This window comes from Acidaminococcus hominis (genome assembly GCF_900291475.1).
In the GTDB taxonomy this organism is placed as follows: Bacteria; Bacillota; Negativicutes; order Acidaminococcales; family Acidaminococcaceae; genus Acidaminococcus; species Acidaminococcus hominis.
In genome coordinates, this window is the sequence record NZ_OLMM01000005.1 from 392,830 (window position 1) to 415,911 (window position 23,082).

A 23,082-nucleotide genomic window follows, 5' to 3' on the forward strand; every position below is an offset into this window, starting at 1 on the left:
GGAGGTACTAACCTGATGAAAAAAAAATACTGGATCTGTTTTTGGGCAGCGGCCATTTTTCTGCTTTTCTTTCTCAATGGCTCCCTGCCTTTAACGGACAGCGTTGAAGGAAATTATGCCCTGACGGCCAAGGAAATGGTGCTCAGCGGGGATTATCTTTCTCCTCAGATTTACGGCCGGTACTGGTTCGACAAACCGGTTTTTTCCTACTGGATGATTGCCCTGGGCTTTAAGATTTTCGGGTTCAGCGAGTTCGGCGCCCGGTTTTTCCCATCCCTGTTTGGCTTGGGAGGCCTAGGACTGACGGTTTGGGCCGGGAAAAAGCTGTATTCAGAAGAAACCGCCTTTATGAGCGGGCTGCTTCTGATGATGACTTTGGAATTCTTTACCATTTCCAAGTCCGTCCTTACCGATGGCATGCTGTTCCTGTTTTTGAACGGGGCGCTGGTGTTCTTCTACCTGGGCTACAGCACCAAGGAAAAAAGTTATTACTACGGCACCTACCTGCTCGCTGGGCTGGCAACCTTGACCAAAGGCCCCATCGGCTTTTTGATGCCGGGGCTGATTATTGTGCTGTTCCTGCTGTGGCGGCGAGATGCCAAATGCCTCCAGCGGGCCAAGCTGCCTTCTGGCATTTTGCTGTTTCTATTGGTAACCGCTCCCTGGTATGTGGCCATGATCCATTATCATCCAGATTTTCTGGCCAGTTTCATTGGTACCCATAACTTTTTGCGGGCCACTGTGTCGGAACATCCCCGGGATAATGTGATTTATTACTATACGGCAGTGAACCTTTTGAACGCCTATGCCTGGGTGGGCTTTGTGCCCGGCATGCTGTGGAACCTGCTGCGCAAACAGGGCCATTGGGTGAAGCCAGCCGCCAAGGAAGGCTTCCTGCTCATCTGGATGGTGACCATTTTTGTGTTCTTCCAATGCATGGCCACCAAGTACATTACCTATACCTATCCTTTGCTGCTGCCCCTGTGCCTGCTTACAGGTTCCTACATCGTGAAAAAGGGCAGAAGCCTGACCATGAAATGGATGCTCCTGGGCAACGTGTTGTTTTACGGAGCCCTGTCCGTGGCCGCCTATCAGCTGCCCAAGCTGGCTCCAGGCGTGGTGCCGGGCAGCCGGAACGTATTTTTCTTCATGCTGATCTACTGTGCCTGCATGGTGGTGCTGGGCGTTCATAAATACCGTGGCAAGAGCAATCAGGAAGTTTGGACCACGGTCATCATGCTGACCATCGTGTTCCACTGCTGCATTTTGGAACTGTTGGCTAAACCTCTGATGTATGATGTGAGCGGCAAGCCTTCCGCCCAATTTATCAGCCAATATGTGCCGGAAAATGTCCCCATCTACGTCCGGGGCGGCGGCTATCCTACCAGCGGCGTCTTCTACACTGGCCGGGAAATGGTCATGCTGGTTCCTGATGACGAAGCAGCGGATTTTGCCCCCAAAGAAGGCAGCTGGTCAGCCAAAAACATCATGCCCTGGACCACCTTCTCCCAGGTAAAGGACAAGTCCCAGGCTGTGGTGCTGGTGGATACCAAAACCAAGAAAATCAAGAATAAGGTAGAAGTGGATTGGCCCGGAGTTTGGAAAAAGGTGAAACTGCCGGGACAATGGATGGTTATGATTAAAGAAAAGTGAGGGTTGCAGAATGGAAGAAGCACAAATGAAAGCATATTTGGACCGGCAGCCGTTTATCCGGTTCCAGGTTTCCCAGGCAGAGCTTGCGGCGCCTCAGGGCACGGACCGGTATGGGGAGCTGCTGGCCTATGTGGGCAGCCAGGTGGAGTACGCCCGGAAGTTCTGCGGCAAATGGTCCCTGTCCTTCCAGGCAGACTGCGGCCCCTATCTGTGGGAAAATCCCCAGGCAGTGGCCTTTGTGCGGCAGTTGGGGGACACTTTCCCCTATCTGTTCTACCTGGCCGAAAAGGAAGGGGAAACCCTGAAGCTCTTGGTGATGCTGAATTGTATGTCGGATAAGCTGGAAGGGGATAATCTATCCCTGGACAAGGCTAAGTTCAATGTTTTCCTGAAGACCCAGCTAAAGGGCCTGCTGCTGATGAGTGAGCGGGCCGGGCTCAGTCCGGAAAATGCCCAAAGCCAAATCCAGTCCGTATACGAGTACTTTGGCCTTGCTGACTAAACAGTCAGATTCACATTTTTTTCAAGGATTCGCCCTTGCTTTGCCATAGTATTTCAGTATACTAATTCACGTAACAGGGATCACCCCTCCTTGTTACATCTTCCCCATCAAATCATCATAAACAACTTCCTTTCAGAAAAGACCTTCTGCCACCCCAGCAGAAGGTCTTTTCCCTATATAGAGAAAGCCCTGCAGCGTTGCTGCAGGGCTTTTGTGATAACCGTAATTAGGGGCCAGCCAGCCTTAAAAATGCTCCTTGGCATAGGTCAGGAAGGCATTGACGCTGTCATAGGCTGCGGTGTTCTTCCGCCAAATCATTTCAATATCGTAGAGCATGGGGGGATCCAGGGAAATGGGTACCAGGTCCGGTTCTTTTTCGGCAATTTCCCGGTACAGGAAACCATTGGCCATGCCGGATTTGATAATCTGAATCTTGGTATACAGCTGGTCCGTGGTCCACAGCAGCCGGGGGGTACAGCCTGCTTCCTGGTACTGCTGGAGAATCTGCTCCCGGAAATGGAAGCTTTCCTTGATTTCGACCAAGGGCTCCAGGGCCGTTTTCACTAACGGCAGCGTCTTTTCCTGGGCAAAGGGATGCCGGGGATTCACGCAGTAGACAATCTCGCTGCGGCGCAGGGGAATGCATTCCGGATTGTCCCCGTCCGGATCGGCTCCGTTGACGATAATCACATCCAGGCGTTCTTCCTGGAGGGCCCGGCGCAGGCTCAGGGAACTGCTGGAAGTGAGCTCAATCTGGATGTCCGGATATTCCTTGGAAAAGGACGCCAAAAGGGGAACGGACAGGGCTCCAATCATGGGCGGCAGACCCAGCCGGATGTCCGTAGATTTCTTCTTCAGCCGGTTCATATCCTCCCCAATCTGTTCTGCCTTGCGCAGCAGATCTTCCACTTCCAAGAGAAAGTAGGAGCCTTCCTTGGTGAGAATCAGATTCTTTCGGGAACGGTTGAACAGCATCAGGCCAAATTCATCTTCCAGTTCCCGGATGGATGCGGACACCGCGGGCTGGGAAATATGAAGCACTTCGGCAGCTTTGGTAATGCTGTGCTGTCGGCAGACTTCGCGGAAATATTGCAATTGGTGTAGTTTCATAATGCCTCCCTGGTTTGTACCGTTGGTCAATGGGGGCTCCAACGGACTTATTCCTTTTTATTATAATCCGTAGAGGCAAGAATCACAAATATTAATTCAATTCTGTCAAATTTTCTTAAAAGTCACTATAAAAAAAATAAATCTTACTCTCTTGGCCAAGTGATCTTTGCTTTTCCCTGTTGGGGAATCCAAGCCAGCAAAAACTCCCGAAAATGGCGAATTGCTTTGGTCGGCAGGGCGTTCCGCAGGGCTGCCAGGTAAATTTCCTGACCCTGTTCGGGAACCGAGAGGGTGCGAAGCACAATATCCGGGTGGGATTGCAGGCAGGCAATGTAATCATAAGATAAATTAATACCATTCCCTTTCAGAATCAGGTCTTGGACCACGGTGGAGTCCGTGGTTTCAGCCAGAATGTTCACCGTAAGCCCTGGAAGCAGCATATCCCGGTTCATATGCTCTCGGAAGCAGCGATAGGCCCGGCCTTTACTGATGAGGGGCAGCCCTGCCAAGTCCTGGAAAGTGATTTCCTTTTGGGCAGCCAGGGGATGGTCCCGGCGCAGTTGGATGCAGTACCGGGAAAAAAACAGGGGTTCTGCTGTAAACTGGGACGGATCCAAGGGACCGGTCACCAGAGCCAGGTCACAATCCTGGGTCAATAGGCCATTTAGGGCGGCTTCGTCCGTACACTCTACCAGGCTGGGGATGATGGCCGGATAGGCTTTTTTGAAGTCCAACAAGAAGTCAGCAGATAGATAGGCCAGCACGTGATCCAAGGCATAAACCGTAACCAGATTTTGTTTCTGGCCAGCCAGACTGTTCATGCCTTCAATATAGGCATATTCGTCCAGCAGCCTTCGGGCATGGGGCAGCAGGCCTGCTGCAAAGTCCGTGGGTTCCAGGCCCTGGGCTGTACGCAAAAATAAGGGCTGTCCCAATTCCTGCTCCAGCTGGCGCAGGGTTTTGCTGACGCCCTGCCGGCTGATATGGAGTTTGTCTGCCGCCTGCTGGATATTACAGGTTTGGTATACTTCCCAAAAATAGCGCAGTTGTTTTTGATTCATGGGAAAACCTCCCTTCTTGCTGATTGTACCGCATCTAAATGGTTGCGGCAAGCAGAGAAAATTCTGTTTTTTTTCGAGGGTGTTTCCACCTACAATAAAGACAGAAACGAAAAGGAGGAAATGCGCATGCTGAAAATTCAACAGATCAGAAACGCTGCCAATAAAATTCATTACGGGAAAGTGACCTTTTTGCTGGATCCCTGGCTGCAGCCTAAGGGGGAAATGGGAACCTTGGGCGAATTGCCAGGTCATCCGTTCTCTGTGCCTGATCCGGTGAAGGAACAGCTGCCCATGCCCATCTACAATCTGCCGGAACCAGTAGAGCAGATTCTCCAGGGTGTGGATGCCTATATTGTGACCCATGTACACCCCGATCATGTGGATGTAGCGGCTGATGGTACGGTAGGGAAAAGCCTGCATAAGGAAATTCCGGTGTTCGTTCAAAACCAAGAAGACCAGGAGATTTTCCGCCGGTCCGGTTTCCAAGATGTTCGGGTTTTGACGCCCGAGGGCAGCGAATTTCAAGGGGTTACCCTGACCAAGACCCCAGCCCGGCATGGGACGGTGGTTCCCTGCGGTAATTCCTGCGGGGTAGTATTCCAGGCACCTGGGGAAAAGACCCTATATGTGACCGGGGATACGGTTTGGTTTTCCGGCGTGCAGGAAACCCTGGCAAAATTCCAGCCCCAGGTGGTGACGGTAAATGCCTGTGCGGCTGAACTGGTGGAGTGTGGGCGCCTGATCATGAACGATGAAGATGTGGCCTGTGTCCGGGCAGCAGCTCCTAAGGCAAAAATTTTTGTAACCCATATGGACAATGTGGCCCATGCTTCCTTGACTCGGCACACCCTGCGGGGCCGTTTGGCTACTCGGGGCGTCAGCAATTATGTGATGCCGGAAGATGGGGAAATCGTAACTTTATAAGCTGTCCCAGTTAGCTCCTGTTTTTGGCTTAGCCAAAGCGGGAGCTTATTTATTTGACAAATTTTCCGGTTTTCCGTATAACGTAAGAGAACAGACTTTTGGCTTGGCAAGAAGCATCATGGGGCATCCCAAGGAGGCAGAAACATGGAATTTGTATGTACGGCCTGCGGCAAAAGAGAACCGATAACTACGTTGAAACCCTGCTGTGACTGCGGCGGGCTGTGGGAGCTGGAAGCAGAGCTGCCGGATTTTTCTCTGGAAGCCATTGACCGGGAACAGTGGAACCAGTTCCGGTACCATCAGTTCATGGCCCTGGAGGACGATACCTGGCGGAGCATTACCCTGGGAGAGGGGCTAAGCCCCATTGTACCCTTTAACCAGGACATTCTCCTGAAGATGGATTATTTCATGCCCACCCTGTCTTTTAAGGACCGGGGCGCAGCCGTTTTGGTGGCCCACTGCAAGGCTCTGGGAGTGGACCGGGTGGTTCAGGATTCCAGCGGCAACGCCGGCAATGCGGTGGCAGCCTATTGCGGCCGGGCCGGTATTGCCTGCGAGATTTTTGTCCCGGAAGGCACGTCTCCCAAGAAAATTACCATGATTCAGGCCCATGGGGCCAAGGTCAACGTGGTGCCCGGCTCCCGGGACCACTGCGCCCAGGTGTGCCGGGAAAAGGTGGCTCGGGAAGGGGTGTACTATGCCAACCATGTGTACAATCCCTTCTTCTACGAAGGCACCAAAACCTATATTTACGAAACCTATGAACAGCTGCACCGGATTCCGGAAAACCTGGTGGTGCCCGTGGGAAATGGCACCTTGTTTTTGGGGGTAATCCGGGGGCTGGAACATCTGCTGAAAAGCGGCTGCATTTCCCATATGCCCCAGATTATTGCCGTCCAAAGCGAAAACTGCGCCCCCCTGCTAAAGGCGGCGGAAACCGGCGCCCAGGAACCGGTCCAGCTGGTGCCGGAGCCTACCCTGGCTGAGGGCATTGCCATTGGCCAGCCCCGGCGGGGGAAGGAAATCCTCCAGGCTGCCCAAAAATACCACATCCGTTTTGTGGCCGCTCCGGAGGCGGGAATCCTGCCTGCCCGGGAGAAACTGGCCCGGCAGGGCATCTACTGCGAGCATACCACCGCAGCGAACCTGGCAGCCTACGAAGCCTACTGCAAGCAATACGGTCCTACGCCGGACTGCCTGATTACCATGTGTGGGGCAGGGCTGAAGTCCGACCACTAAAGCAAAGACAAAACCGCAGTATTTCTCTTTTTCAGGGGAAATACTGCGGTTCTTTTTAGGGTAGCGGAGGGTACACTTCCTGAGCTGTTTCCCTAAACCGCTCCAGCATGGACCATTGGTAGGCCTGGTCCTGCCAGACAAAATCCAGGGAACAGGTAAGGGCGGGGCCCAGGTCTATAAAAAACAATTGGTCCTGCTGGGCCGGGGTCAGGAAGCCACGGGCCAAATTGTCCGGGCAGAAGCAGCAGCCGGCCCCTTGGACGCAGAGCTCCAGCAGCAGTTCCATGTTGTGGGACTGGGTCTGGACCTTGGGGGTAAAACGCAGCTTGTTCAGGTAGGCCAGGGCCAGTGAGACGGCTATATCGTCCGGATAATTCAGCAAAAAAGGGCACTCTTTTACCAGCCGGGGATCCTGGGTCTGTTCAAGCTGGGTCAGCCGCTGTACCGCTTCCGCCCCATAGGTTTTGGCCAGCAGCGATTTGGGCAGAAGCAGCAGAACTTTTTCCTGGTAAAAGGGCCGTGCCGCAAGACCGGGGATACTTCCTGGCAGATGGGCGATAATCAGGTCTGTTTCTCCTTTTTGCAGTCTTTTCACCAAGGCTTCATTGGTATCTTCTGTAATCTCCAACGTCACGGCGGGATATTTTTTCTGGAAGGCCTGAAGAATGGGCGGCAGGAGAATCCGCCCCCGGGTATAGGCAATGCCCAGGCGCAGGCAGCCTTTTTCCTGGCCAGTCAGGTCCTGGAATTCCTTTTGGAGGGCTTCGTACGTTTCCTGAAGGGAACGGGCATACCCCAGAAACACACGCCCGCCATAGGTAAGCTCCAGGGGCACGTGCCGTACAAACAGGGGCGTCCCCAGTTCCTTTTCCAAGTACCCAAGCCGGCCGCTAAGGGTCTGCTGGGTTACGTGGAGCTTTTCCGCTGCCCGGGAGATACTCCGTTCCCGGTATATGATGAGAAAATCCTGAATATGGGTAAAGTTCATGACTGCCTCCTATAATACAGGTTATATCCTGTATTATATACGCAAAAATACAGTTAGGAAATGGTATGTTTTTCTGCTACAATAAATTTGCGAAGAAAGTAGGGAATGGCTATGGAACTGCTGCGGCTGGCCAATTTGCAGCTTACCCTGTTTCTGATGATTCTATTGGGGCTGGGGCTGAAACGCTGGGGCATTTTGGATGCTCCTGGCATCAAAAGCCTGACTGCCCTGTGCGTGGATGTGGTGATTCCCTTTAATATTCTGAAGTCCTGTTTGGCGCCCCTGGGAGATGATGTCCTGGCCACGGCGGGAAAAATCCTTTTGGCTGGGTTTTTGATGCAGCTGCTGTATCTGGTACTGAACCAGTTCTTGTACAACCGCTTTGCCCTCCAGCGGAAAAAGGTGCTTCAGTACTGCACCATTGTGTCCAATGGGGGCTTTTTGGGAAATCCGGTAGCAGAAGGGGTTTATGGCCCCCTGGGCCTGCTGTACGCCTCTGTGTACCTGATTCCCATGCGGATCATCATGTGGTCCGTGGGTACGTCCTACTTTATCGCCGGTCAGCACACGGACCGGAAGCAGGTGCTGAAAAAAGTCCTGACCCATCCCTGTCTGGTGGCTATTTACCTGGGCATGCTTCTCATGGTGACTGGCTGGCAGCTGCCAGGCTTTCTCCAGCTTACGGTGGGCTATATTGGAAACTGCAACGCCGCCCTGACCATGTTTATTATTGGGACCATTCTGGCCGATGTGCCTTTGAAGTCCATTTTTAACCGGGACAGCTTCCTGTTCAGCTTTCTGCGGCTGGGGGTGCTGCCCGCCCTGTCCTGGCTGATTTGCAGGGTTGCAGGCCTGGATGCCCTGGGTACCGGGGTGGGCGTCATGATGACCGGGATGCCGGCTGGGGCCACAGCAGCTATCTTCGCTGCCCAGTACCACAGCGATGCTCCCTTTGCCACCCAGGTGGTGATTTTGTCCACCCTGCTTTCCATGGTGACCATTCCTCTTTGGTGTTATCTCATCGGGTAATTAGTACGCGCCAATGCCATGAGCGGAAGCTTTTCCCCAAGAGAAACATACAGTGCCGCACGCCAGGTTTTGCCTCCTGGGGTGCGGCCCTTTTGTCTAAAGGAATTTGGCATAAAAGGGCGAATAGTATCATAAACGGCTGCTGGCGGGAGCGCCTAGGTGCTTTCGGGAAAGGAGAATAAAATGGCTCTGTATGCCTTGGGAGATCTGCATTTGGCCTTTCAGGTGAAAGGGAAATCCATGGATTCTTTGGGACCGGTCTGGAAGCACCATGAAGAAAAAATTGCCCGGAACTGCCGGGAATTGGTTAAACCGGAGGATACCCTGGTGCTGACCGGGGATCATTCCTGGGGGCGCAAGCTGAACCAGTGCACCAAGGACCTGGCCTTTATTGAAGCCCTGCCCGGCCGGAAAATTCTGCTGCGGGGCAACCACGATATGTTCTGGGACACGGCCAAAACCGGAAAGCTCAATGCCCTGTTCCAGGGCCGGCTTTCCTTCCTCCAAAACAATTTTTATGCCTACGGGGATTATGCCCTGGTAGGGACCAAGGGGTTTACCTTTGAAGGACCCTTCTATTTGGACCGGTACGGCCGGATTATGGGCTGGGACCAGGAAAAGGCGGCGCACGCAGAAAAACTGGTGGTCCGGGAAGCCCGGCGGTTGGAAATCTCTTTTGCGGCGGCCAAAAAGGCCGGGTATCACAAGTTCATTATGTTCCTTCATTATCCGCCCACCAATATTCTTCAGCAGGACAGCATCTTCACCCAGCTGGCCGAGGAGAATGGGGTGGAGCAGGTGGTGTATTCCCACTGCCACGGGAAGGAACAGTTCCACGACAGCCATTTGGGGGACTACCATGGCATCCAGTACCATTTGGTATCCGGGGACTATTTGGATTTTCGCCCGATCAAGCTTTTGGACTGACCGGAGAAAAAAATGAAAAAAAGTTGTAAAAAGTACTTGCATTTTTTTCAGGAAAACTCTATACTATAACAGTACTACCGATGAGGTAGATTTACTCCGGGATGGTGTAATGGTAGCACAGGAGATTCTGGATCTTCTAGTCTGGGTTCGAGCCCTAGTCCCGGAGCCATTTTTTTATCTGGCGCCATGGTCAAGAGGCTAAGACGTCGCCCTCTCAAGGCGAAATCACGAGTTCAATTCTCGTTGGCGCTACCACGAAAGCACGTGGAATTCCCGCAATTGAGAACTTCACTTATAGTTATATAGATTGACGCTGTGGAATCGGTTTCCAAGGCGTCTTTTTTTGTATCTGAAAGGAGGCCAGCCGTGCACCAGAAACGGAAGAAAGGCTTACTATTGCTGCTGCTTATGCTTCTGGCAGCCTGTCTGTTTTCGCTTTTTGCAGGCTTGGTAGGGGTATCTCCGGTCCATTTCTTTTTGGGGAAGCTGACCCCTCTGGAAGAAAATGTGTTATGGAACCTGCGGCTTCCCCGGCTGCTTTTGGGCTTGGGGGCAGGCAGCGCCCTGGCCGTGTCCGGAGCGGTGCTCCAGGGCATTTTCGGCAATCCCCTGGCGGACCCCGGCCTGCTGGGGGTGTCTGGAGGCGGCGCCCTGGGGGCGGTGGCGGTACTCCTTTTGGGACTGCCCCAAAAACAGTATCTGTTTCTCCCGCTGGGGGCGTTTTTGGGAGCCCTTTTGGCTTCCGGTACCGTGGGGGCTCTGGGCCGGCGGGGCGGCAGCGGCCAAAGTGTCCGGCTGCTGCTGGCTGGGGCGGCAGTGAGCCTGTTTTGCGGGGCCCTTACGGCGGGCCTGCTTTCCTTTGCGCCTGAACCGGTGCTTCGCCAGTATTTTTTCTGGACCCTGGGGGGCCTTTCTTCCGGCACCTGGCAGCAGGTCCACTGGATTTTGCCGCCTCTTTTTGCCGTACTGCTTCTGCTGTGCCTGTGGGGCCGGCAGCTAAACGTCCTTAGCCTGGGGGAGGAACAAGCCCTGGCTGTGGGCATGGATGCCGGCCGGTGGCGCAATGGTCTTTTGGCCGTGGTTTCCCTGCTGCTGGGGCTGGCCGTATGCGCCGGGGGCAATATCGGTTTTATCGGGCTTATGGTGCCCCATATCCTGCGGCTGCAGCTGGGGCCCGACCACCGTTTCCTCCTGCCCCTAAGCGCCCTGGGCGGGGCCGGGCTGCTTACTTTCTGTGACAGTCTGGGCCGGCTTGTGGTACCGGGGACGGAAGTGCGGGTAGGGGTGATTACGTCCCTTTTGGGCGCTCCCTATTTTCTCTTTTTGTTAAGGAAACACTTGTGAAATGGTATAATATAAAGGTTAAGGAGAGTGAGTTTTATGCGTAAAAGTTTTGGAGCAAAACCGTTAAGCTATCCGCTGCCGGTATACATCATCGGCACCTATGATGAAAAGGGCACGCCTGACGCCATGAATGCGGCCTGGGGCGGTATCAGCAATGACCAGGAGATTTCCTTCTGCCTGGCCCGGACCCATAAGACGGTAGCCAATCTGAAGGCTACAGGCGCCTTCACGGTAAGTATTGCCGTGGAAGCCCAGCTCAAGGCCTGCGATCATGTAGGCGTGGTTTCTGGCAATAAGGTGCCGGACAAGGTGGCCCAAGCTGGCTTGACGCCGGTAAAATCCACCCTGGTGAACGCACCCTTGTTCCAGGAACTGCCCATGGCCCTGGAATGCAAGGTCCTGTCCTACGATGAGGAAAGCGAACGGCTGGTAGGGGAAATTGTCAACGTCAGCGCTGACGAAAGCGTCCTGACGGATGGGGTGATTGACCCGGCCAAGCTGCGGCCGTTGGTTTACGATCCGGCCAACCACACCTATCTGGTAGCCTGGGAAACGGTGGGCAAAGCCTTCCAGAAACCGGAACTGACGGCGGTGAAAAAATAATTCATGAAATACCTGATTGCTTCGGATATTCATGGCTCCGCCTATTACTGTGCCCGGCTGCTCCAGGACTTTGCCCGGGAGCAGGCGGACCGGCTGGTGCTCCTGGGAGATATCCTGTACCACGGCCCTCGGAATGACCTGCCCAGGGAATATGCTCCCAAGCGGGTCATTGATTTGTTAAATGGCATCCGGCAGCATATTTTCTGCGTCCGGGGCAATTGCGACGCGGAAGTGGACCAGCTGGTGCTGCACTTTCCCATCTTGGCAGACTATGCCCTTTTGGAAGCCGGTGGCCGTCTGATTTTTGCTACCCACGGCCACCACTATAACCTGGAACATTTGCCGCCCCTGCAGCCCGGGGACGTGCTGCTCCATGGCCATACCCATGTACCGGCCTGGGTACCTTTTGGCCAGAACAACCTGTACCTGAATCCTGGGTCCGTGTCCCTGCCCAAGGGCGGCAGCACCCAGGGGTACCTGCTTCTGGACGGCAGCACTGCCATCTGGAAAGAACTGGGCGGCCAAACGCTGCACCAGCTGACCCTGTGAAACCTACCTGACAGACCTAAAGTCTGCCAGGTATTTTTTTGCTGTTTTTGGGACAGGTACAAAGAAATCTTGCGGTATTTTTGGCGGGTACTGCTTGAATATGACGCATGATGGTGATATAGTATACACTATATTAAAGATAAACAACGCAATAGCGTGGGGTAAAGGAGTAGAAAATGGACAAATCTAAAGAATATCTGTTGTGGTTTGAGCAGCTCGAAAGAAAAGACGTGGACATTGTCGGCGGCAAATCTTCTTCTTTGGGGGAAATGACTTCCAAAACGGATGTACCCGTTCCCTATGGGTTCGCAACTACGGCTTATGCCTACCGCTATTTTATGAAATCCACTGGGCTGGATGAAAAGATCCGCACCCTGCTGGCTGGGCTCACCGATGTGGAAAACAGCGACCAGCTGAGCCGTATCTGCGGCCAGGTCCGGGCAGCCATTATGGAACAGGAAATGCCCCAGGATTTACAGGAAGCCATCCGCAAGGCCTATCAGGAACTGGCGGACAAAATGGGGGAACAGGATCCCTACGTAGCCGTGCGTTCCAGTGCGACCGCAGAAGACCTGCCTGACGCCAGCTTTGCCGGCCAGCAGGATACCTACCTGAACATCCAGGGTGCCGACCGGGTGACTGCCAAGGTAAAGGAATGCTACGCTTCCTGCTTTACGGACCGGGCTGTGTACTACCGGGAAAAACAGGGCTTTGACCATCTGTCCCTGGCACTGTCCGCAGTTATCCAAATGATGGTCTTCTCCAAGGCTGCTGGCGTAATGTTTACGGTAAATGTGGCCAACGGGGACGACAAGAATATCATGATTGAAGGGGCCTATGGCCTGGGCGAATACGTAGTGGGCGGTACCGTTACCCCCGACAGCTACATTGTGTCCAAAGCTGATATGAAAATCCTGTCCGCTACGGTCAATGAACAGGACGTAATGCTGATCCGCAAAAAGGGTGGGGACTGTGAAGAAGTGCCGGTGCCGGAAGCGGACCGGAAGAAGCAGACCCTGACCAACAGCCAGATTTTGGAACTGGCCGGGTACGCCAAGAAAATCGAAGCCCATTACGGCTGCTATATGGATATGGAATGGGGCATTGACGAACGGGACGGCAAGATCTGGATTCTCCAAGCTCGCCCGGAAACGGTCTGGTCCCGGAGAAACAAACAAAAGAAGGTGGAAGCCGTGCAGGAAGAAAACGCTGGGGAAAACGCCAAGGTTCTGGTCAAAGGCCTGCCCTCCAGCCCGGGTATGGGCTACGGCAAGGTCCATGTGATTGCGGACCCCAAGGATATTGATGAATTCAAGGACGGGGAAATCCTGGTAACGGAAATGACCGCGCCTGACTGGGTACCGGCCATGAAAAAGGCCCAGGCCATTGTGACCGACAGCGGCGGCATGACCTGCCACGCTTCCATTGTCAGCCGGGAACTGGGGATTCCCTGTATTGTAGGTACCAAGAGCCGGGGCCAGGCCGCCACGGAAGTGCTGAAAACCGGGGAAGAAGTTACGGTGGACGCTTCCAACGGGGTGGTCTTTGCCGGCAACCTGCAAGTGAAGAAGGCAGCGGCTACTACGGCTGCGGTACAGCCCCAGGTGGTGGCCCAGGAAACCTTCCCGGTAACGGGTACCAAAATCTATATGAACCTGGGTGATCCGGCTTTGGCCGAAAAATACGCTTCCCTGCCCTGCGACGGTATTGGCCTCATGCGGGAAGAATTCATTTGGACCACCTACATTCATGAACATCCCTTATATTTAATCAAAACTGGTCATCCGGAAAAAGTGGTGGAATCCTTGGCTGAAGGCTTCCGGAAGGTCTGCGCTGCCATGGCTCCCCGGCCGGTTACCCTGCGCTTCAGCGACTTTAAGTCCAGCGAATACCGGGATCTGAAAGGCGGCGAAGAATTTGAACCCCATGAATCCAGTGCCTTGCTGGGCTGGAGAGGTGCTTCCCGTTACTATGATCCCAAGTACACCGCCGCCTTCCGGCTGGAAATTGCTGCCGTACGGAAGGTCCGGGAAGAATATGGCCTGAAGAACCTGAACGTAATGATTCCTTTCTGCCGCACCGTGGACGAAGCCCGAAAAGTGGTGGAAATCATGGCCGAAGAAGGGCTGCACAGAGGGCCGGACTTTAAGGTTTGGCTGATGGCAGAAATCCCTGCCAACATTATCCTGGCTGACCAATTCAACCGGTTTGTGGACGGCTACTCCATCGGTTCCAACGACCTGACCATGCTGACCTTGGGCTGCGACCGTGACAATGATGCCATTGCCCATCTGTTTGACGAACGGAACCTGGCAGTAAAACGGGCTGTCCGTCACCTGATTGAAGTGGCCCACAAGGACGGCAAGACCGTTTCCATCTGCGGCCAGGCTCCCAGCGTATATCCGGAATTTGCCGAATTCCTGGTACAATGCGGCATTGACAGTATGTCCGTGAACCCGGATACGGTGAAGTTCACCAAGAAAATGGTGGCCCAGGTGGAACAGCGCTTGATTCTGGACCAGTTGACGGGACGGGGCCGGAACCGCCACGAGGAAGAACTGGCCTGGTAACAACGACTATACAGCGGACGGAAGCTGAGACCTTTCCGTCAAAGCGGAACAGGGGCAAAAGCATTTGCGGCGGCCCCTGCTTTGCTTTATAATAGAAAGCCAGACGGCAGGGCCGGAAAAAGGAGATGAGCCCCCATGCCTCTTAGTGAGCGGCAAAAGAAGATAGCAGAAATCGTACGACAAACTGGACCGGTGGCAGGGGAAACCATTGCCCGGGAACTGGGCCTGAGCAGGGCTGCCCTGCGGTCCGATCTGGCCATTTTGACCATGAGCGGCATTTTGGATGCCCGGCCCCGGGTGGGGTATTTCTATACGGGAAAGAACACCCTGGGTATGCTTCAGGAGGAACTGTCCTCCATTACCGTGGAGGATATCAAGTCGGTGCCCATTGTTATCGGCAGCGACAAAAGCGCTTACGATGCGGTGCTGACCATGTTTCTGGAAGACGTGGGCACGGTGTTTGTGGTGGAGCCTCCGGACGGGCTGCTTTACGGGGTGGTTTCCCGGAAGGATTTGCTGAAGGCAGCCCTGAATGCAGGCTCCGACCTAAGCCATATGCCCATTGCCATGGTCATGACCCCGCTGAGCAAAATGATTTGTGCCGATCCGGAAGAACCGGCGGCCCAGGCGGCCCGGCGGCTTATGGACCACGAAATCGACTGTTTGCCGGTAGTTCGGAAAGTGGAAGAGGACCCCAAGCGGCTGCAGTTGATTGGCCGGGTCAGCAAAACAAATTTTACCCGTCTGCTGGTAGAACTGGCAGAGGGGAAGGGAGGCAACTATCATAGCTAAGGCACCGATTATCTACGCAATTTCTGACTCCATTGGAGAAACGTCGGAATCGGTGGTGCGCGCCACCACCAGCCAATTTGTGCAGGAAAAGTTTGACATCATCCGGGTTCCTTACGTCAAGAGCACGGAACAGATTGAGAAAATCCTGGCGGAAGCCAAGGAACAGAATGCCATTGTATGCTATACCATGGTTTCTCCGGAAATGCGGGAAGCCATTGCCCAAAAAGCTATGGAGCTGGATGTGGAAGTGGTGGATATCCTGGGGCCGGTGCTGAAGGCCATTGAAAAGACCTCCGGCCTCCTGCCCAAGAACCAGCCGGGGCTGATTCACGCTTTGGACCACGAGTATTTCAAACGGGTGGCCGCTGTGGAATTTGCCATCAAGTACGATGATGGGAAAAATCCCTGGGGCTTGGCCAAGGCTGACCTGGTTATTATCGGGGTATCCCGGACGTCCAAGACGCCGCTTTCCATGTACCTGGCCAACAAGCAGCTGAAGGTAGCCAACGTGCCCCTGGTGCCGGAGATTCCGCCGCCGGAGGAACTGTTCAAGGTGCCCTCCAATCGGATTATCGGGCTTCTGATTGATCCCCATAAGCTCAACGAAATCCGCATAGCACGGCTCAAGGCCATGGGGCTAACGGACGGAGCCAATTATGCCGACCTGCGCCGGATCCAGGAAGAACTGGACTACGCCCGGGCCATTATGCAGCGGCTCCACTGCATGGTAATCAATGTGTCCAACCGGGCTATTGAAGAAACGGCCAGCCTGATTTTGGAATATCTGCGGAAGCGGTTTGGCTACGACTATTAAGCCAACGAAAAGTGAAAATGTCAGAAAAAAGGGTTTCCTTGTAAAAAGAAGGAAATCCTTTTTTTTTGTCGAATACATATATTATCGTGGAAAAAAGGATGAACACTGCATGGATGACATGAAAGAGAAATACGCCAATTTCAAAGAGCAGGTACGGCAGGCAGCGGATTTGGTATCCATTGTTTCTGAAACCGTCAATTTGAAGCGCAAGGGCAGCCGCTATTGGGGCTGCTGTCCTTTTCATGGGGAGAAAACACCGTCCTTTACCGTGGACCCGGCCAAGGGGCTGTTTCACTGCTTTGGCTGCGGAGCAGGCGGGGACGTATTTTCTTTTGTGATGAAGCGGGACCATGTGGAGTTTCCCGAGGCATTGAAATTACTGGCCCAGAAGTATGGGATTCCCATTCCGGAGCGGGCCAAGACGGCCCGGGAAATTGCCCGGGAGCAGGAAACCAAGGAAGTGCTGAGCGCCAACACCCTGGCGGCCAAGTTCTTCCATTCCTGTCTGATCAATACCCAATATGGCAAGCAGGGCCTGGCCTATCTGGCCGGCCGGGGCATTGGGGATGCCATAATTGCCTCCTTTGAACTGGGCATGGCACCGCCTGACTTCTCCACCCTCCATGAGGCTTTGGAGCAGCGGGGCGTAAAGGAAGCTGTGCTGCTGAAGGCGGGCCTGGTGGTGGCAAGAAGCCACAGTTCCGGCGTCTACGACAAGTTCCGGGAGAGAATCATGATTCCCATCAAGGACCCCCGGGGTCATGTAGTGGGCTTTACCGGACGGATTCTTAATGCAGAAGCCTCGCCGGCCAAATATATGAATACTGGGGAAACGGCCTGGTTCCATAAGGGAAGGCTGCTGTTTGGCCTGGACCGGGCGGCGTCTCCCATTCGGCAGCGGCAGCAGGCGCTGGTGGTGGAAGGCCATATGGATGCCATCAGCCTGCACGCAGCCGGCATTGACTGGGCGGTGGCCTCCATGGGGACGGCCTTTACCCAGCAGCAGGCCGAACTGTTAAAGCGGCTTACCCCTGAAGTGGTGTTCTGTTTCGACAGTGACCGGGCTGGCCGGGAAGCGGCCCTTCGGGCCATTCCCCTGGCTCTCCAGGCAGGCCTAAAATGCCGGGTGATGCACGTAACCGACGGAAAGGACCCGGATGAATTTATCCGGAAGGAAGGCCGGGACGCCTTTGCAAAGCTCATTGAAAATGCCCAAACCGGCATGGATTATCAGGTGGAAGCCACCCTGGCCCAGTGCGACCTGGAAACCCTGGGGGGTAAGGCAGAAGCGGTGTCCAAGGTGCTGCCCTTTTTCCGGCTGTGCCGCAGCGAGGTGGAGGCGGGAGAACGGATCCGGCTCCTTGCCCGGCGCCTGACCATTGACGAAGGGCTGATCCAAAGCGAGTACCGGAAACTGACCCATCAGGAGGGACAGCGGAAATACAATCCGGAGTGGCTGCTGCAGCAAAAGGTCAAGGTCACCAGCCCTACGGAGCAGGCGGAACGCCATGTGCTCCGGGCTCTGCTGAGCGGGGTGCTGCCCCAGCCCGGGCAGGAAGGGATTGTGCATACCGAGGCCTTTACCACCCCGGGCCGTCAGGAAATCTTTCTTTTGTGGCTGAAAAGCTGCCAGGAGGGAACCTACCGGGATCCCCGGGACCTGTTTGCCGGTTTGTCGGAAGACGGCAGTGCCGAACTGACCCGGATTCTCAGCCTGAACCTGCCGGAAGCCAGTCTGCCCTCCATTTTGCGGGATTGCCTGAACCGGCTGCAGATTGCGGCCTTGGAAAAGGAATATGAAAAACATAGCCAACTAGCGGAAAAGTATGAAAAAGAGCGCAATGAAAAATTTTTGCAGGAATTGGCAGAATGCCGGCGAATAAAATTGGAAGTAGAGAACTTGACAAAATTGGCCCAACACCAATAATATAGTTTTTCTGAATAGCAGGAAAGGAGGGAACGCCCCGATGACCGAGAAAAAGAAAGTCGAAATGGACCCGCAGGTGTTGGCTGCAAAGGCAGCAGAAAACAAAACAGCGGACGACAATACCCCGGAAACGGGTAAAGCCAAGGCCGTTCCGAAAAAGAAAAGGGCGGCAAAAACCACGGGAAAGGCGGAATCAAGTACGAAAGTGAAAAGCAAGAGCGGTAAGAAAGAAAAAGCAAAGACCGTGGCCGAATACATAGCTGAGTTTGAAGCACTGGCCCACAAGAACGCAGGCGTTCTCACCTATAAAGAGATTCAAGACCGGCTGCAGAATGTGGACAGCGTATCCGTGGACGAAATGGATGCCATCTACTCCAAATTGGCCGAGAAGAACATTGAAGTGGTGGATGATGGCTCCGAAGAAGAAGAACCGCCCACCATTGACGAAGATGAACTGAAAGTGGACGAAGCCGAACTGAGCAACCTGTCGGTGCCGGAAGGCGTCATTGTAGATGACCCGGTTCGGATGTACCTAAAAGAAATCGGCCGGGTGCCTCTGCTGGCTGGTGACGATGAAGTCAAACTGGCCAAGAGAGCCGATAAGGGCAATCAGGCCAAAGCTATTTTGAAAGGCGACAAGCCCGACGGAGAATTCCCGCCGGTGAACAAACGTCTGGCCCCTGCCAAACTGCTTGCAGAAGCCAATGAGCTGATTACCAAGGAAGGTGCCTGGTGTGACAACCGGGCTATCAACCTGGTGTACAAGAAAATCCAGATGATTACCGGTGATTCCCATGTGCTGGAGATGGACCAATACCAAGCCCTGACCAGTGCTTTCACCATGGACGAGAAAAAGCGTCTGCACCGGCTGCTGCTGGAAAACAAGTACAAGATTGCCCATGTAACCCGGAATGCTCCGGATCCTTCTGCAGATGAAGCCGAGGAAAGCTGCCTGGGCACCATCCAAGAAATCCTTACGGTGGTGGAAGATAAGCTGTCCAAGGCCAAGGAAGAAGATACGGAACTCCAGGCCCAGTTGGATAAGACCAAAAAGCGTTTTACCCAAATGCTGCACCGGATGGAATACTGCGGCGAAAACGCCAAAAACTGCCTGTCTGAAGCCAACCTGCGGCTGGTAGTCAGCATTGCCAAACGGTATGTAGGCCGTGGTATGCTGTTTTTGGACCTGATTCAGGAAGGCAACCTGGGGTTAATCAAGGCCGTAGAAAAATTCGACTATAACAAGGGCTTTAAATTCAGTACGTACGCAACCTGGTGGATTCGCCAGGCCATTACCCGGGCCATTGCCGACCAGGCGCGGACCATCCGGATTCCTGTCCACATGGTAGAAACCATCAACAAGCTGGTACGGGTATCCCGCCAGCTGCTGCAGGAACTGGGCCGGGAACCGACCCCAGAAGAAATTGCCAAGGAAATGGATGTGCCTGTGGAACGGGTGCGGGAAATCCAAAAGATTGCCCAGGAACCGGTTTCCCTGGAAACTCCTATTGGCGAAGAAGAAGATTCCCATTTGGGTGACTTTATCGAAGACCAGGAAGCTCCCTCCCCGGCGGATGCGGCGTCCTATACCCTGCTGCAGGAACAGCTGCAAAAGGTGCTGCAGGAGCATTTGAGCCCCAGAGAGCGCCGGGTACTGGAACTGCGCTTTGGCCTTTTGGACGGCCGGACCCGGACCCTGGAAGAGGTAGGACAGTACTTTGGGGTTACCCGTGAGCGCATCCGGCAGATTGAAGCCAAGGCCCTGCGTAAGCTGAGAAGTCCCAAACGGAGCAAGCCTCTGAAGGAATTCCTGGAATAGGCTTTATTGACAGCCTCCAGGTCCTGTTATATAATCTTCACGATTGGGCCTATAGCTCAGCGGTAGAGCCCCCGGCTCATAACCGGTTGGTCCAAGGTTCGAATCCTTGTGGGCCCACCAACCTAATCCTTTACGAACCCTCTTGCCAGGGATCGGCTTTGCGCCGGTACCGGGCAGGGGGTTCGTTTTGTATTTCCGGCAGTTTATCAGTCGTTGTGCCAAGGTTCCAGCGTGACGGAAGGCGGGAAATCGTGTACAATACAACAGGGAACTGGAAAGCCAGCTGCCCAAAGGAGGTTACTGTGTTTAGTGTATTTTTTCACCTGCTGCAGCAGGATGTGAAACTGTTTTTGTTCTTTCCAATTTTGTGCGCGGTGTTCCGTGCCCTGTTTATCCGGGCGTACCAACCCTACAAAAGTCTGGCCGGAAAGGGACCGGTGCTTTGGCACTGCTTCCGCTACGGTTTTTGGTGGGGAATGGATTTTAACGCCTATGTTTTTCTAATTCCCCTGGTGCTGCTGTCCCTGCCCGGCGCCTTTTTCCCGGCCTACGCGGCCTGGGGGGACAGCCTGCGGCTATTAGGGGGCCTAATCTACAGTCTGGTGCTGTACCTGGCCTTTACAGGAAAGATGCTGTTCTATAAGCATTTCCACGACATCTACAACCAGACGCTGAAGCTGGGCGCCAAAGCGGAAAAACATAACCTGGTGGATATTTTTTTCCATCAGGACCATGGCTTGCAGCTTCTCCTGCTGCTTTTGCCCTATCTGGCTCTGTGCGGCCTGTGCATTACCGGGCTGCTGCACCTGCCCAGCCTGCCCTATCCGGAAATCCCAAATCCAGTACTCCGGTACGGCTTTAATACCCTGGTGTTCCTGGGCTGCATTGCCGCCTTTTACTGGTTCCGCTACGGGGGCACTTTTTGGCACGATGACAAGCCCGAGTGGGATACCATTCCCAGTGTGGTAAAAAAAGACATCTTTTTTGCCAAGGCTACGGTGGACGACCTGGTGGCACTGGAGCAGGTCCTGAAGCACAAGCTGAACCCCGCCTACGAGCATACGGACGAGGAAGACCTGTCTTCCCTGGAACCCTTTGTGACCACCCAAAAGCCCCTAAGGGAGCTGCCGGAACCGGCTTATGGCTTTCCCCGGACGGCCCAGGGACCCCGGATTACCAAGCCCACCCATATATTCCTGTTTGTAGGGGAAACCTATTTGCAGCAGCTGTTTGATCCCCAGTTTGCCTGCCTGAATCTGGTCAGCGGCGGCCGGCAGCTGATGGATAATCCCCATACGGCGGCCCTGACCAGCGCCCTGTCCGCCGGCATTATTTCCCGGCCTTCTATCGTGAGCCTGATGAGCGGCATTTTTGATGCAGGCCTGGAACTGAACGAAAAGGAAAGCTTCTGGCAAAATGACCTGCCCACGGCCCTGCCCCGACAGCTAAAAAAGCTGGGCTACCATTCCACCTATTGGTATGGGGGCAACGTGACCTACGGCAATTTCAACCGGTTTGCCCCGGCCTGCGGCTTTGACCAGGTGATGACGGCTACGGACTTCTGCGGTCCGGAGGCTCCCAAAACCTGGGTGGGGGTGTACGACAATGTATTCCTGGAAAAGGCGGCGGAATTAATCCTCCAGCAGGAAGAAACCAGCGGCCCTTACCAGTTCCATTTCCTCTATACCACCAGCTATCACGGGCCCTTTAAGATTCCGCTGGCCAAATACGGCTATGATCCGGAACAGGTGATGCCGGACGCCCCGGAAGATATTCGGAAAAACAAGGAAATCCAAAAGAACCTGGGTACCTTCTGGTTCTCCGACCAGGCAGTGGGCAAGTTCATCCGCACCATGCAGGAAGCGTACCCGGACTGCCTGTTTATCCTGACCGGGGACCATTCCATCGATATGAGCCCGGTGCTCAGCAAAACCTCCCTGATGGGCCGGGACTGCAATCTCCGGGAGCGGCACAGTCCGGTGCTGCTGTTTAACCATCGGGAGCTCAACGCCCACAGTTTGGCAGATAATACCATCGGGGGACATATGAACATTGCTCCCACCATTTTTGAACTGATTGCCCCCAAGGGCTTTACCTATTATTCGCTCTGCCCGTCCCTTCTGGAACCGGTGGACCACGTGGTATCTCCCTACCACTGGCTGCGCAGGGACGCTTTTGGCAGTTATTCCCACCATTTTTATCAGCCTCTGGGGCCGGGCCTTGATCCCAGCGCCCTGGAAGAAGGGGAGCCGCCCTATACCAAGGAGCGGGCAGCCTATATGAACTTGACCGGTTATCTGGTACGGCATCCGGAAGTGTTCCGGAGCTAAAGAAGGAGATTTTGTCATGGGAACATTGACCGCAGTGATACTCACCTGCAACGAAGCAAAAAATATCCGGGGCGTCATCCGCTCGGCCAAACTGGTGGCGGACCAGGTACTGATTGTGGACTCCGGCAGCAGCGATGAAACCGTGGCGCTGGCGGAAAAACTGGGGGCCCAGGTAATTTATCGGGCCTGGGACCAGGACTTTGCGGCCCAGCGGAATTTTGCCCTGACAGGGGTAAGCTGCGACTGGGTGCTGTATCTGGATGCCGATGAACGGCTTACGGCAGCAGCTGTGGAAAAAATCAAGGCCATTAAGGCAGGGCCGCTGGACCACCAGTATTCCCTGGAGCGAATCAACATTGCCTTTGGCCACGAATTTCATCGGGGCGCCTTTGGCCCCGACCGGGTTACCCGGCTGTTTCCTGCCGGACAGGTCCGGTGGGAACACAAGGTGCATGAGCGGCCGGTGTGTCCCCTGCCGCTGACGGCGCTGACGGAAAGCCTGCGGCATTTTACCTACGATTCCTTCCAGCAGTGGTGGGATAAGGCTGGACACTACACCACCATTTGGGCCCGGGACGCTTTTGAGCAGGGCCGCCGGGCCACCGCTGCCCAGGCCGCCCGCCATGCCCTGGGAGGGATGTTCAAGGTATACCTGCTGGAAGGGGGCATCCTGGAAGGCAGCATGGGCTTTATCGCCACCCTCCAGCACGGCATCTATACGGCCATGAAATACATGAAGCTGGTGGAGCGGGGGAGCCTGAAGAAAAAGGAGAAGTCTTGACAACTGCCCCGGGATTTGTTATAGTTGCCACGTAACGCGCAATGAAGGGGATGGCATCCCAGAGCGCCCGTTTTACAAGAGAGGCTGCGCAGTGCAGCAAGCAGGGTGGAACCGCGGAAG

At 54.5% G+C, this 23,082-nt stretch carries 18 protein-coding genes, 3 tRNA genes and 2 pseudogenes; 20 read left to right on the plus strand and 3 right to left on the minus strand.

The genetic code is table 11. The annotated features are described in order from the left end of the window. Positions 1-15 precede the first annotated feature (15 nt). A complete protein-coding gene (locus tag C7E10_RS08260) occupies positions 16-1,653 on the plus strand; it encodes an ArnT family glycosyltransferase (protein WP_105326844.1) in 1,638 nt (545 codons plus the stop codon). Between the two features lie 25 nt (positions 1,654-1,678). After that, positions 1,679-2,155 (plus strand): hypothetical protein, encoded by a 477-nt coding sequence (locus C7E10_RS08265; protein WP_231086314.1) that lies wholly within the window; start codon positions 1,679-1,681, stop codon positions 2,153-2,155. Positions 2,156-2,398: 243 nt separating this feature from the next. On the opposite strand, the gene C7E10_RS08270 is transcribed toward C7E10_RS08265, so the two are convergent. After that, complete coding sequence (locus tag C7E10_RS08270) at positions 2,399-3,265, minus strand: LysR family transcriptional regulator (protein WP_105326846.1); 867 nt, start codon at positions 3,263-3,265, stop codon at positions 2,399-2,401. Positions 3,266-3,408: 143 nt separating this feature from the next. Further along, positions 3,409-4,326 (minus strand): LysR family transcriptional regulator, encoded by a 918-nt coding sequence (locus C7E10_RS08275; protein WP_199614645.1) that lies wholly within the window; start codon positions 4,324-4,326, stop codon positions 3,409-3,411. A gap of 126 nt (positions 4,327-4,452) precedes the next feature. On the opposite strand from C7E10_RS08275, the gene C7E10_RS08280 reads away from it, so the two are divergent. Together C7E10_RS08280 and C7E10_RS08285 are read left to right on the plus strand one after the other, a co-directional pair. Next, entirely contained in the window at positions 4,453-5,250 is a 798-nt protein-coding gene (locus C7E10_RS08280) for an MBL fold metallo-hydrolase (protein WP_231086317.1), read from the plus strand. 144 nt (positions 5,251-5,394) lie between these two features. Continuing rightward, positions 5,395-6,489: a threonine synthase gene (locus C7E10_RS08285; protein WP_105326847.1), complete on the plus strand. Its 1,095-nt coding sequence runs from the start codon at positions 5,395-5,397 to the stop codon at positions 6,487-6,489. A 55-nt stretch (positions 6,490-6,544) separates the two neighbouring features. Here C7E10_RS08285 and C7E10_RS08290 read toward each other — a convergent pair whose 3' ends face one another. Continuing rightward, complete coding sequence (locus C7E10_RS08290; protein WP_105326848.1) at positions 6,545-7,477, minus strand: LysR family transcriptional regulator; 933 nt, start codon at positions 7,475-7,477, stop codon at positions 6,545-6,547. Between the two features lie 105 nt (positions 7,478-7,582). Here C7E10_RS08290 and C7E10_RS08295 point away from each other — a divergent pair, with 105 nt between their 5' ends. The 16 genes and pseudogenes from C7E10_RS08295 (at position 7,583) to C7E10_RS08365 (ending at position 22,962) form a co-directional block, all read left to right on the plus strand. Then, the gene (locus tag C7E10_RS08295; RefSeq protein WP_231086325.1) at positions 7,583-8,506 is read left to right on the plus strand and encodes an AEC family transporter; all 924 of its coding nucleotides are present in this window, start codon (positions 7,583-7,585) and stop codon (positions 8,504-8,506) included. Between the two features lie 183 nt (positions 8,507-8,689). Next, on the plus strand, positions 8,690-9,433 hold the full coding sequence (locus tag C7E10_RS08300; protein WP_105326849.1) for a metallophosphoesterase: 744 nt from the start codon (positions 8,690-8,692) through the stop codon (positions 9,431-9,433). A gap of 95 nt (positions 9,434-9,528) precedes the next feature. Then, positions 9,529-9,602 (plus strand) — tRNA-Gln (locus C7E10_RS08305). An 11-nt stretch (positions 9,603-9,613) separates the two neighbouring features. Then, a tRNA-Glu gene (locus C7E10_RS08310) sits at positions 9,614-9,688 on the plus strand. A 111-nt stretch (positions 9,689-9,799) separates the two neighbouring features. After that, positions 9,800-10,777: a FecCD family ABC transporter permease gene (locus C7E10_RS08315; protein WP_231086327.1), complete on the plus strand. Its 978-nt coding sequence runs from the start codon at positions 9,800-9,802 to the stop codon at positions 10,775-10,777. A gap of 36 nt (positions 10,778-10,813) precedes the next feature. Continuing rightward, positions 10,814-11,380 (plus strand): flavin reductase family protein, encoded by a 567-nt coding sequence (locus C7E10_RS08320; protein ID WP_105326850.1) that lies wholly within the window; start codon positions 10,814-10,816, stop codon positions 11,378-11,380. Between the two features lie 3 nt (positions 11,381-11,383). Beyond that, entirely contained in the window at positions 11,384-11,929 is a 546-nt protein-coding gene (yfcE, locus tag C7E10_RS08325) for a phosphodiesterase (RefSeq protein ID WP_105326851.1), read from the plus strand. A 176-nt stretch (positions 11,930-12,105) separates the two neighbouring features. Continuing rightward, positions 12,106-14,499, plus strand: a complete 2,394-nt coding sequence (gene ppsA / locus C7E10_RS08330) for a phosphoenolpyruvate synthase (protein ID WP_105326852.1) — start codon at positions 12,106-12,108, stop codon at positions 14,497-14,499. Between the two features lie 135 nt (positions 14,500-14,634). After that, entirely contained in the window at positions 14,635-15,291 is a 657-nt protein-coding gene (gene ccpN, locus C7E10_RS08335) for a transcriptional regulator CcpN (RefSeq protein ID WP_105326853.1), read from the plus strand. Continuing rightward, a complete protein-coding gene (locus tag C7E10_RS08340; protein WP_199614651.1) occupies positions 15,284-16,105 on the plus strand; it encodes a pyruvate, water dikinase regulatory protein in 822 nt (273 codons plus the stop codon). The genes ccpN and C7E10_RS08340 overlap by 8 nt, the downstream gene beginning before the upstream one ends. A 109-nt stretch (positions 16,106-16,214) precedes the next feature. Beyond that, positions 16,215-18,032, plus strand: coding sequence for a DNA primase (gene dnaG, locus C7E10_RS08345; protein WP_105326855.1), 1,818 nt, complete (start codon positions 16,215-16,217; stop codon positions 18,030-18,032). Positions 18,033-18,096: 64 nt separating this feature from the next. Next, a pseudogene (locus C7E10_RS12525) lies at positions 18,097-18,600 on the plus strand (RNA polymerase sigma factor region1.1 domain-containing protein); the annotation flags it as partial. 495 nt (positions 18,601-19,095) lie between these two features. Beyond that, positions 19,096-19,851 (plus strand): annotated as a pseudogene (gene rpoD, locus C7E10_RS12530) (RNA polymerase sigma factor RpoD); the annotation flags it as partial. Between the two features lie 45 nt (positions 19,852-19,896). Beyond that, positions 19,897-19,971: transfer RNA gene (locus C7E10_RS08355), tRNA-Ile, on the plus strand. A 182-nt stretch (positions 19,972-20,153) separates the two neighbouring features. Continuing rightward, on the plus strand, positions 20,154-22,181 hold the full coding sequence (locus C7E10_RS08360; protein ID WP_105326857.1) for an LTA synthase family protein: 2,028 nt from the start codon (positions 20,154-20,156) through the stop codon (positions 22,179-22,181). Positions 22,182-22,197: 16 nt separating this feature from the next. After that, a complete protein-coding gene (locus C7E10_RS08365; protein WP_105326858.1) occupies positions 22,198-22,962 on the plus strand; it encodes a glycosyltransferase family 2 protein in 765 nt (254 codons plus the stop codon). Positions 22,963-23,082 lie beyond the last annotated feature (120 nt).

What these genes read in the sequence shown, in the direction of transcription:
- C7E10_RS08365 (WP_105326858.1), top strand. Translation starts at nt 22,198, where the DNA reads ATGGGAACATTGACCGCAGTGATACTCACCTGCAACGAAGCAAAAAAT.
- C7E10_RS08270 (WP_105326846.1), bottom strand. Translation starts at nt 3,265, where the DNA reads ATGAAACTACACCAATTGCAATATTTCCGCGAAGTCTGCCGACAGCAC.
- ppsA (WP_105326852.1), top strand. Translation starts at nt 12,106, where the DNA reads ATGGACAAATCTAAAGAATATCTGTTGTGGTTTGAGCAGCTCGAAAGA.
- C7E10_RS08265 (WP_231086314.1), top strand. Translation starts at nt 1,679, where the DNA reads ATGAAAGCATATTTGGACCGGCAGCCGTTTATCCGGTTCCAGGTTTCC.
- dnaG (WP_105326855.1), top strand. Translation starts at nt 16,215, where the DNA reads ATGGATGACATGAAAGAGAAATACGCCAATTTCAAAGAGCAGGTACGG.
- C7E10_RS08275 (WP_199614645.1), bottom strand. Translation starts at nt 4,326, where the DNA reads ATGAATCAAAAACAACTGCGCTATTTTTGGGAAGTATACCAAACCTGT.
- C7E10_RS08285 (WP_105326847.1), top strand. Translation starts at nt 5,395, where the DNA reads ATGGAATTTGTATGTACGGCCTGCGGCAAAAGAGAACCGATAACTACG.
- C7E10_RS08300 (WP_105326849.1), top strand. Translation starts at nt 8,690, where the DNA reads ATGGCTCTGTATGCCTTGGGAGATCTGCATTTGGCCTTTCAGGTGAAA.
- C7E10_RS08260 (WP_105326844.1), top strand. Translation starts at nt 16, where the DNA reads ATGAAAAAAAAATACTGGATCTGTTTTTGGGCAGCGGCCATTTTTCTG.
- C7E10_RS08290 (WP_105326848.1), bottom strand. Translation starts at nt 7,477, where the DNA reads ATGAACTTTACCCATATTCAGGATTTTCTCATCATATACCGGGAACGG.
- ccpN (WP_105326853.1), top strand. Translation starts at nt 14,635, where the DNA reads ATGCCTCTTAGTGAGCGGCAAAAGAAGATAGCAGAAATCGTACGACAA.
- C7E10_RS08280 (WP_231086317.1), top strand. Translation starts at nt 4,453, where the DNA reads ATGCTGAAAATTCAACAGATCAGAAACGCTGCCAATAAAATTCATTAC.
- C7E10_RS08295 (WP_231086325.1), top strand. Translation starts at nt 7,583, where the DNA reads ATGGCTATGGAACTGCTGCGGCTGGCCAATTTGCAGCTTACCCTGTTT.
- C7E10_RS08320 (WP_105326850.1), top strand. Translation starts at nt 10,814, where the DNA reads ATGCGTAAAAGTTTTGGAGCAAAACCGTTAAGCTATCCGCTGCCGGTA.
- yfcE (WP_105326851.1), top strand. Translation starts at nt 11,384, where the DNA reads ATGAAATACCTGATTGCTTCGGATATTCATGGCTCCGCCTATTACTGT.